The organism is Azospirillum sp. TSH20 (assembly GCF_003115935.1).
Lineage (GTDB): Bacteria > Pseudomonadota > Alphaproteobacteria > Azospirillales > Azospirillaceae > Azospirillum.
Map to the genome: position 1 here is coordinate 1 of NZ_LGQU01000179.1, position 5,930 is coordinate 5,930.

General features: G+C 67.8%; 9 protein-coding genes and 2 pseudogenes. 8 read left to right on the forward strand and 3 right to left on the reverse strand.

The genetic code is table 11. The features are described from left to right. Nucleotides 1-252: 252 nt before the first annotated feature. Both TSH20_RS33130 and TSH20_RS33135 read right to left on the reverse strand, forming a co-directional pair. The gene (locus TSH20_RS33130) at nucleotides 253-510 is read right to left on the reverse strand and encodes a peptidase (protein ID WP_146205494.1); all 258 of its coding nucleotides are present in this window, start codon (nucleotides 508-510) and stop codon (nucleotides 253-255) included. 149 nt (nucleotides 511-659) lie between these two features. Then, the gene (locus TSH20_RS33135) at nucleotides 660-1,400 is read right to left on the reverse strand and encodes a hypothetical protein (protein WP_109493025.1); all 741 of its coding nucleotides are present in this window, start codon (nucleotides 1,398-1,400) and stop codon (nucleotides 660-662) included. Between the two features lie 341 nt (nucleotides 1,401-1,741). Between TSH20_RS33135 and TSH20_RS33140 the strand changes: the two genes are divergently transcribed. From TSH20_RS33140 to TSH20_RS33170, 7 genes and pseudogenes are all read left to right on the forward strand, one after another. Continuing rightward, entirely contained in the window at nucleotides 1,742-2,128 is a 387-nt protein-coding gene (locus TSH20_RS33140) for a cytochrome c maturation protein CcmE (RefSeq protein WP_109157767.1), read from the forward strand. A gap of 104 nt (nucleotides 2,129-2,232) precedes the next feature. Further along, a complete protein-coding gene (locus TSH20_RS35170) occupies nucleotides 2,233-2,370 on the forward strand; it encodes a hypothetical protein (protein ID WP_158282107.1) in 138 nt (45 codons plus the stop codon). Nucleotides 2,371-2,411: 41 nt separating this feature from the next. Then, the gene (locus tag TSH20_RS33145; protein WP_109157768.1) at nucleotides 2,412-2,948 is read left to right on the forward strand and encodes a hypothetical protein; all 537 of its coding nucleotides are present in this window, start codon (nucleotides 2,412-2,414) and stop codon (nucleotides 2,946-2,948) included. Further along, nucleotides 2,945-3,373 carry a DUF1924 domain-containing protein gene (locus tag TSH20_RS33150; RefSeq protein WP_109157769.1) on the forward strand — a complete coding sequence of 143 codons (429 nt, stop codon included), beginning with the start codon at nucleotides 2,945-2,947 and terminating at the stop codon, nucleotides 3,371-3,373. The genes TSH20_RS33145 and TSH20_RS33150 overlap by 4 nt, the downstream gene beginning before the upstream one ends. Before the next feature lie 14 nt (nucleotides 3,374-3,387). Further along, a complete protein-coding gene (locus TSH20_RS33155) occupies nucleotides 3,388-3,894 on the forward strand; it encodes a flavin reductase family protein (protein WP_109157770.1) in 507 nt (168 codons plus the stop codon). Between the two features lie 11 nt (nucleotides 3,895-3,905). Next, nucleotides 3,906-4,331: pseudogene (locus tag TSH20_RS35410) on the forward strand (cytochrome C). 49 nt (nucleotides 4,332-4,380) lie between these two features. After that, nucleotides 4,381-4,860, forward strand: coding sequence for a hypothetical protein (locus TSH20_RS33170; RefSeq protein ID WP_109157773.1), 480 nt, complete (start codon nucleotides 4,381-4,383; stop codon nucleotides 4,858-4,860). A gap of 344 nt (nucleotides 4,861-5,204) precedes the next feature. Here the strand turns inward: TSH20_RS33170 and TSH20_RS33175 are convergent, their stop codons facing one another. Beyond that, nucleotides 5,205-5,456 carry a cytochrome b/b6 domain-containing protein gene (locus TSH20_RS33175; protein ID WP_109157774.1) on the reverse strand — a complete coding sequence of 84 codons (252 nt, stop codon included), beginning with the start codon at nucleotides 5,454-5,456 and terminating at the stop codon, nucleotides 5,205-5,207. 60 nt (nucleotides 5,457-5,516) lie between these two features. On the opposite strand from TSH20_RS33175, the pseudogene TSH20_RS33180 reads away from it, so the two are divergent. Continuing rightward, nucleotides 5,517-5,796, forward strand: a pseudogene (locus TSH20_RS33180) (methyl-accepting chemotaxis protein); the annotation flags it as partial. Nucleotides 5,797-5,930: the final 134 nt, after the last annotated feature.

Here is a 5,930-nt window from a genome sequence, read left to right on the forward strand (position 1 = left end):
CCCCCGGTCCCCCCGCCGCCCCCTGCGCAACTTCCGAGCACAGGCCGTGGCCCACTGGCGGGCCGCGACCGCCGCAGCGTGAACCAGTTGCGGATTTCGCAACTTCTATTTGCCTCCTCAGTTGCCGTGACAAAGCCGGGTTCACGCCTCGTCGGTGCGGCGGACCGCGGTCATGGGCGGCGGAGTGCAGCGGATGCGTCCTTCTAATGGTCCGTCGCCCGGTCGCAGAGCCCACGCACCGTTCTGATGGCGTCATCTCCGGCCGTCCGCGGCCATCAGCTTCAGTTCGTAGCGGAAACCCACATCCGCGTCTTTGACCTCGACATCGAGGATGGCGCCCCCGAACTGCCTTGTGGCGTTCTCGACGATCCGCCCCAGCGGCTGGACACGCCCAGCCCGCAAGGCATCCCGCGCCCGATCGTGGTCGGCCTTGGCTCCGGCGTCGCTCGGCGCGGCGAGGAGAAGTCCGGCGATCAGCACAGGAAGGGCCGCCTTGAGTGATTGACGCATCTGGGACTCCACGGGAAGCACACCCGTCATTGAGTGATCTTGAACGACAGCATGACGCCGCATCGCTGAACTTGCGCTGAATGGAGGCACCGCGGTAACGCCGGCGAGCAACCCCCGCGGGCAGCCCGCCGTCGTCCGTGGACACCGGATCAGCCGCTGGAGCCAGCCGCGCCGTGGGCCGCTGTGGTCCGGCCCCCGCCATCCGGCGGGCTTGCTCCGCGCTCCTGGTTGCGGATCTGGCCGGTAACCTTGGTGATCCGCAGGGCCAGGGCGAAGGACAGGAGAATGGGGGAGATGGCTTTGACGAGGCTTTCGGCGCCGGAGGACTCAAGAGAAGCCCACTGGTTCAGCTCGTCCAGCGTCCGGTTGTATTCCGCCGCAATCTTGGTCAGCCTGACCAACGTCTCAGCGACCCCTGGCAGATCGGAGAAGGCCTCGGCCCGCGCGAACAGGGCCAGATCGATCTTGGATCGGGTCCGGAACAGACGGTCCATGGCCTCCTCCATCTCGGTGAGCCACTGGCAGTACGCCTCATACTGGTTCACGCGGCCGGCCTGATCGCCGCCTGTCAAACCGGCCCTCCCGAATTCGACGTGGCACGGGAAGATCCGCAGGACCAGGAAGCTGTCCCTCAGGTAATCGACGGACGCCAAGTGGAGCTGCTCGGAGATCGGCTTGCGCAACTCAAGCCATTGGTGTCGGGCCTCGGCGCTCATCCCGAGCAAGGACAGGACCGCCCCCGCCAGCCAAAAGTAGTCCGCCCGTCGCCAGCCGTTGTCGGAGAGCGGATGTGCATACACCAGCAGCGCGTGAAGGATCACCACGAACACCGCGAGCGAGGTCAGGATCAGCATCGGCTGGGTAAGCCAAAGCAAGGCGTTGCCATTCATGACATCCTCCGTTCCGTCGTCCGCCCGGATTGACGTCGGCTGTGCCGGGGCGGCTGGGTTGTCTGCGTGTGCCATTCCTCCGTCCAAACCGCGACCCCCTCCATCGAGGCCGCCGACCGACGGTACCCGGCGCCCCACTGACGCCATTCCCTAGTGATTTAGCGCGCCGTTCGACCGGATGCCGTGGGCCGCGTCCGCACAGCCCCGAGCACAAGAGTACTCCCCCTGCGTCGCGATCCTGAATGCCAGCTGAACCTGCCGTTCAGGCTCGCTTCAGGCCGCGTGGCGCAGAGTGCCGGTCATGGAGCGCATCGGCGCTCCCCAGCATCGAAGGTGAAGCCATGCTCAAGACCACCGCCCTCGCCGCCCTCGGCCTCCTGACGCTCTCCGGCGCCGCCTCCGCCAGCGACCATCACCACACCCAGGCGCTCCAGCCGAGCAGCCCGCAGGCGCTCATGGACGTGGTTGAGGCGGGCGGCGGCACCCTCACCGGCACGGTCGGCACCGTCGCCGCGAAATCGTTCGTCCTCTCCGACGGGGAGAAGGAGATCCCGGTCACCAGCCACCGCTTCCTGCCGAACGGCATCCAATCCGGCGACCAGATCACCGTGGTCGGAAGCATCCGGCAAGGCGGCATCCGGGCCGACCAGATCATCCGCCAGGACGGCACCTCCTTCGGCCGCGACGCGTCCCCGGATCGCCCCCGCCACTACGCCGACAATGACTGACCGCGCCCCCGGGACACGGGTGGGGTGGAACGAGCCCCCACCCGACGCCGTCCCGGGCATGTCCACCCGTCAACGTCCTGTCATCCCCGGCCGGAGCGCCGCCCATGCTGAAAACGATGATGGTCCATACCCTCGCGGCCGTGTTCGTTATCGGCGCCCTGACCACCGTCTACCAAGCGACCGTAGGCGGCCCGTCGAGCGTCGCCGGGCTCTGGGCCGCTGCTGACAACCTGGATGACTGAACCGCGCCTTCCGGCGCGCTCTATCCAACACGGACACCGCCATGGTCACCCACAAGCCGACCGCCGCCGAGATGACCGCGTTGCTGGCCTTTCACGCCATCCTCTCTGGCGCGTTTGTCGTCGCCTACCTCACCGGGGAGGAGGACACCTACGGCATGCACGTCTTCTCCGGCTACACGGCGCTCACCGCCATCGCGCTGCGCTTGGTGATCGGACTGTCGGCTCCCGCCGGCAGTCCGCTGCGCCTTCCCCAGCCATCGCCCGGTCCGGTGCTGCATTGGGTGAAGCGCCTGGTCAGCGGCGACCCGAAGGCGCGCGCCGAGCGCAGCCCGCTGATCGCCTGGATGGCCGCAGCCCTCCTCGTCGGCGTCGGCTTGGCGGCGGCCTCCGCAGCGGTGGCAGACTTTGCCGTGACGTTCGAGGACCTGCACGAGACCCTCGGCGAGTTCGCCCTGTACATCGTCATCGCCCACGTCGCCCTGGTCTTCGGGCTGCATGGGCTGAAGCGGCTCTCGCCCGAGGTCCCGTCCCACGGCACCACCCAGCGCTCCACCCTTTCCGATCGGGTGACTCCATGAGACTGCTCCTCGTTCTCGCCGCCGTCGCGGCCACCACCGCCGGCATCGCCCTGGCGGCCACCGGCGACCCGAACCGCACGAAGATCCTGGACGGCTACGCCGCCGAGGCGAAAAAGGCCGATCCAAGCTTCACCGGCTTCTCCGCCGACCGTGGTCGGGCGCTCTACTTGGGCCCGCACAGCGGCGGCAAGGTGGCCGAAACCCGGGCCTGCGCCAGCTGCCACACCCAGAACCCCGCCGGGCCGGGGCGCCATTACCGGACCGGGCGGGCCATCGAGCCGATGGCGATTTCGGCCAACCCGAAGCGGTTCACCGACCCGGCCGAGGTCGAGAAGCGCTTCGAGCGCGACTGCATCAACGTCCTCGGCCGCGCCTGTACCGCCCGCGAGAAGGGCGACTTCATCACCTTCCTGGCCGGCCAATAGAAAGGACGCTCCCGATGTCTCCCGACCCACATCTCCGCTCGCTACGCGACGCCTACGCCCGGTACGCCACCGGGGTCGCGGTGATCACCACCCTAACCCCGGCGGGCACTCCGGTTGGCCTGACCGTGAACTCCTTTAGCTCGGTGTCATTGGACCCGCCGTTGGTGCTGTGGAGCCTGATGCGGTCCTCCACCAGCCTGCCCGCATTCCGCGACGCCACCCGCTTCGCCGTGAACGTGCTCGCCGACGATCAGCACCATCTCTCGACGCGCTTCGCGTCGCGCAGCGAGGAGCGGTTCGCCGGGATCGACTGGACGCCCGGTCTGGGCAGCGTGCCCCTGTTGCCCGACTGCCTCGCGCAGTTCGAGTGCACCACGCACCGCCATGTGGAGGCCGGCGATCACGTGGTCGTCCTGGGCCGCGTGCATCGCTTTGAACACCGCGACGGCACGCCGCTCCTGTTCTTCGCCAGCCGCTACGCCGAGCTGCACCGCGAGCCGGCGTCCGCCACAGCAGCCTGAGGAGTCCGGCCATGCGCTTCGTGATCGGTGCCACCGCCGCCCTGCTGCTGATCGGGGGCGCCGCCCTGGCGAACGAGTTCGAGCGGGTGGCGCCGGTGACCGACGCGGCGACGCTGAAGGAATGCGGCGAATGCCACATGGCCTACCACCCGGGCCTGCTGCCGACGGCCAGTCGGAACCGCATCATGGACGGGTTGGCGGACCACTTCGGCTAGAACGCCAGCCTACCGGCGGACACGGTGGCGACCATCCGCGCCTACCTGACGCGGAACGCCGGCCGCGGAGTTGGCCAGCTCCTCCAAATCACCGACCAGCGCTGGTGGCAGCGCAAGCACGATTTCGACCCGGCCAACTGGAAGCGTCCGGCGGTCGCCTCGAAGGGCAACTGCGAGGCCTACCACCGCGAGGCGGCGAAGGGTCTCTACGAGGACGGCTGACCGTCCCGCGGGCCATGCTCCATCACGTACATGCACAAGGAGATACGTCATGTCCACGAAAACCACCGCTGCCGGCGCCCTGGTCAGCGGCGCCCTGATCTTCGGTGCGGTCGGCCCGGCGCTCGCCGCCCTGTCGTCGCACGACGGTCATGTCGCCGAGGCCCTGGAGCTGTCCTTGAACCAGAGACGGAAATGGGCGACCGACGAGCCCCTCCGCCAAGGCATGACAGCGATACGCGAGGCGATCACCCAATCCCTCGGCGCCGTCCATAACGCCACCTACACCCCAGCCCAATACGCCTCGCTGACCGCGACGCTGGAGCAGCAGGTGGACGGCATCGTCCGGAACTGCCGTCTGCCTCCCGAAGCCGACGCCCAGTTGCACCTCGTTCTGGCGGACATCTTTGAGGGGATCGACGGGTTGAAATCGGACAATGCGCGGGTGTCCGGCGCGATGCGCGTGCTCCAGGCGCTGGATGCATACGGCGCGCACTTCGACCATCCGGGCTGGGAGCCGGTCGGCCACTGATGCGAACCGGAGCCCGCCGCCGTCAGCCGAGCCGGAACATCTGTGACAGGCTGTGATGACCGACGAGCTGGTGGAGATGCCCAGAGCCGGGTGGATGACGAGGTAGGCCCACATCAGCGGAGCGGCGGCACCGTGGGCCTCTTTCAGCGCGCCGATGGCCGCTCCCATCGCCCTGTCCTCCGCCATGCCGAAGAACATGGCCAAGCCGGTGACGGCCAGAAAGGAGGCGAGCAGCAGGCCCAATCCCTGGAACACCGCCGGCAGAGGACGGGGCTCGGCGGACTGTGGAAGACGGCCGTTGCGGATCTCGGCGACCGTGGCCACCAGATCTTCGCGCAGAGCTTTCAGACGCGCGGTGGAGAACCAGGAACCAACAGGAAGGGTGTCCCCTTCACGGCGGTGCGGCCGATCGACCAAGCCCAGTGCAGCCCAAGGGCCGCCACGAGGAGCAGCCCCGCGATCTCGTGGACCTCCCACCAGGCGTTCGGCAGCCGGCCCGGTCGGGGATAAACCATGAGCAAGCTGACCAACATTTGCAGGGTGATTCCGCAGGCGATTAATGCGTGCAGGAAGCGGGTGACGCGGTAGTAGGGCATGGGAGACGGCCCCTCTCGTTAGGTTGGTGACAGGCCGCCGATCACGGCTCCGGCCGCGGTGTCATCAACTCCATCGCCTCGCAGACGAATCTGCTGGCGCTCAACGCTAACCATCGAGGCGGCGCGGGCCGGCGAGATGGGCAAGGGCTTTGCCGTGGTCGCCTCAGAGGTGAAGAACCTTGCCAACCAGACTGCCAAGGCCACCGAGGAGATTTCCTCCAAGATCGCCACCGTGCAGGGTGGCGTGCAGGGTGGCACCACGGACGCGGTGCAAGCCATCGGCTCAATCACCAAGGTCATCACCGAGATGAGTGCGATCAGTTCCTCCGTTGCCTCGGCGGGACGTTGTTGCAGCGAGGCGGGGATTGCGGATGGCGGGGTGGGATCGTAGGGGAGGCGTCGTTGACCTTTCCCTGTTCTGATCCAGCCGATGCCGTTCAAAGCCAACGCCGCGCGCCGTCATCACATCCCCAA

Bases quoted from the DNA above. Each gene is read 5' to 3' on its own strand.
- TSH20_RS33130 (WP_146205494.1), bottom strand. From the start codon at position 510: ATGCGTCAATCACTCAAGGCGGCCCTTCCTGTGCTGATCGCCGGACTT.
- TSH20_RS33135 (WP_109493025.1), bottom strand. From the start codon at position 1,400: ATGAATGGCAACGCCTTGCTTTGGCTTACCCAGCCGATGCTGATCCTG.
- TSH20_RS33140 (WP_109157767.1), top strand. From the start codon at position 1,742: ATGCTCAAGACCACCGCCCTCGCCGCCCTCGGCCTCCTGACGCTCTCC.
- TSH20_RS35170 (WP_158282107.1), top strand. From the start codon at position 2,233: ATGCTGAAAACGATGATGGTCCATACCCTCGCGGCCGTGTTCGTTATC.
- TSH20_RS33145 (WP_109157768.1), top strand. From the start codon at position 2,412: ATGGTCACCCACAAGCCGACCGCCGCCGAGATGACCGCGTTGCTGGCC.
- TSH20_RS33150 (WP_109157769.1), top strand. From the start codon at position 2,945: ATGAGACTGCTCCTCGTTCTCGCCGCCGTCGCGGCCACCACCGCCGGC.
- TSH20_RS33155 (WP_109157770.1), top strand. From the start codon at position 3,388: ATGTCTCCCGACCCACATCTCCGCTCGCTACGCGACGCCTACGCCCGG.
- TSH20_RS33170 (WP_109157773.1), top strand. From the start codon at position 4,381: ATGTCCACGAAAACCACCGCTGCCGGCGCCCTGGTCAGCGGCGCCCTG.
- TSH20_RS33175 (WP_109157774.1), bottom strand. From the start codon at position 5,456: ATGCCCTACTACCGCGTCACCCGCTTCCTGCACGCATTAATCGCCTGC.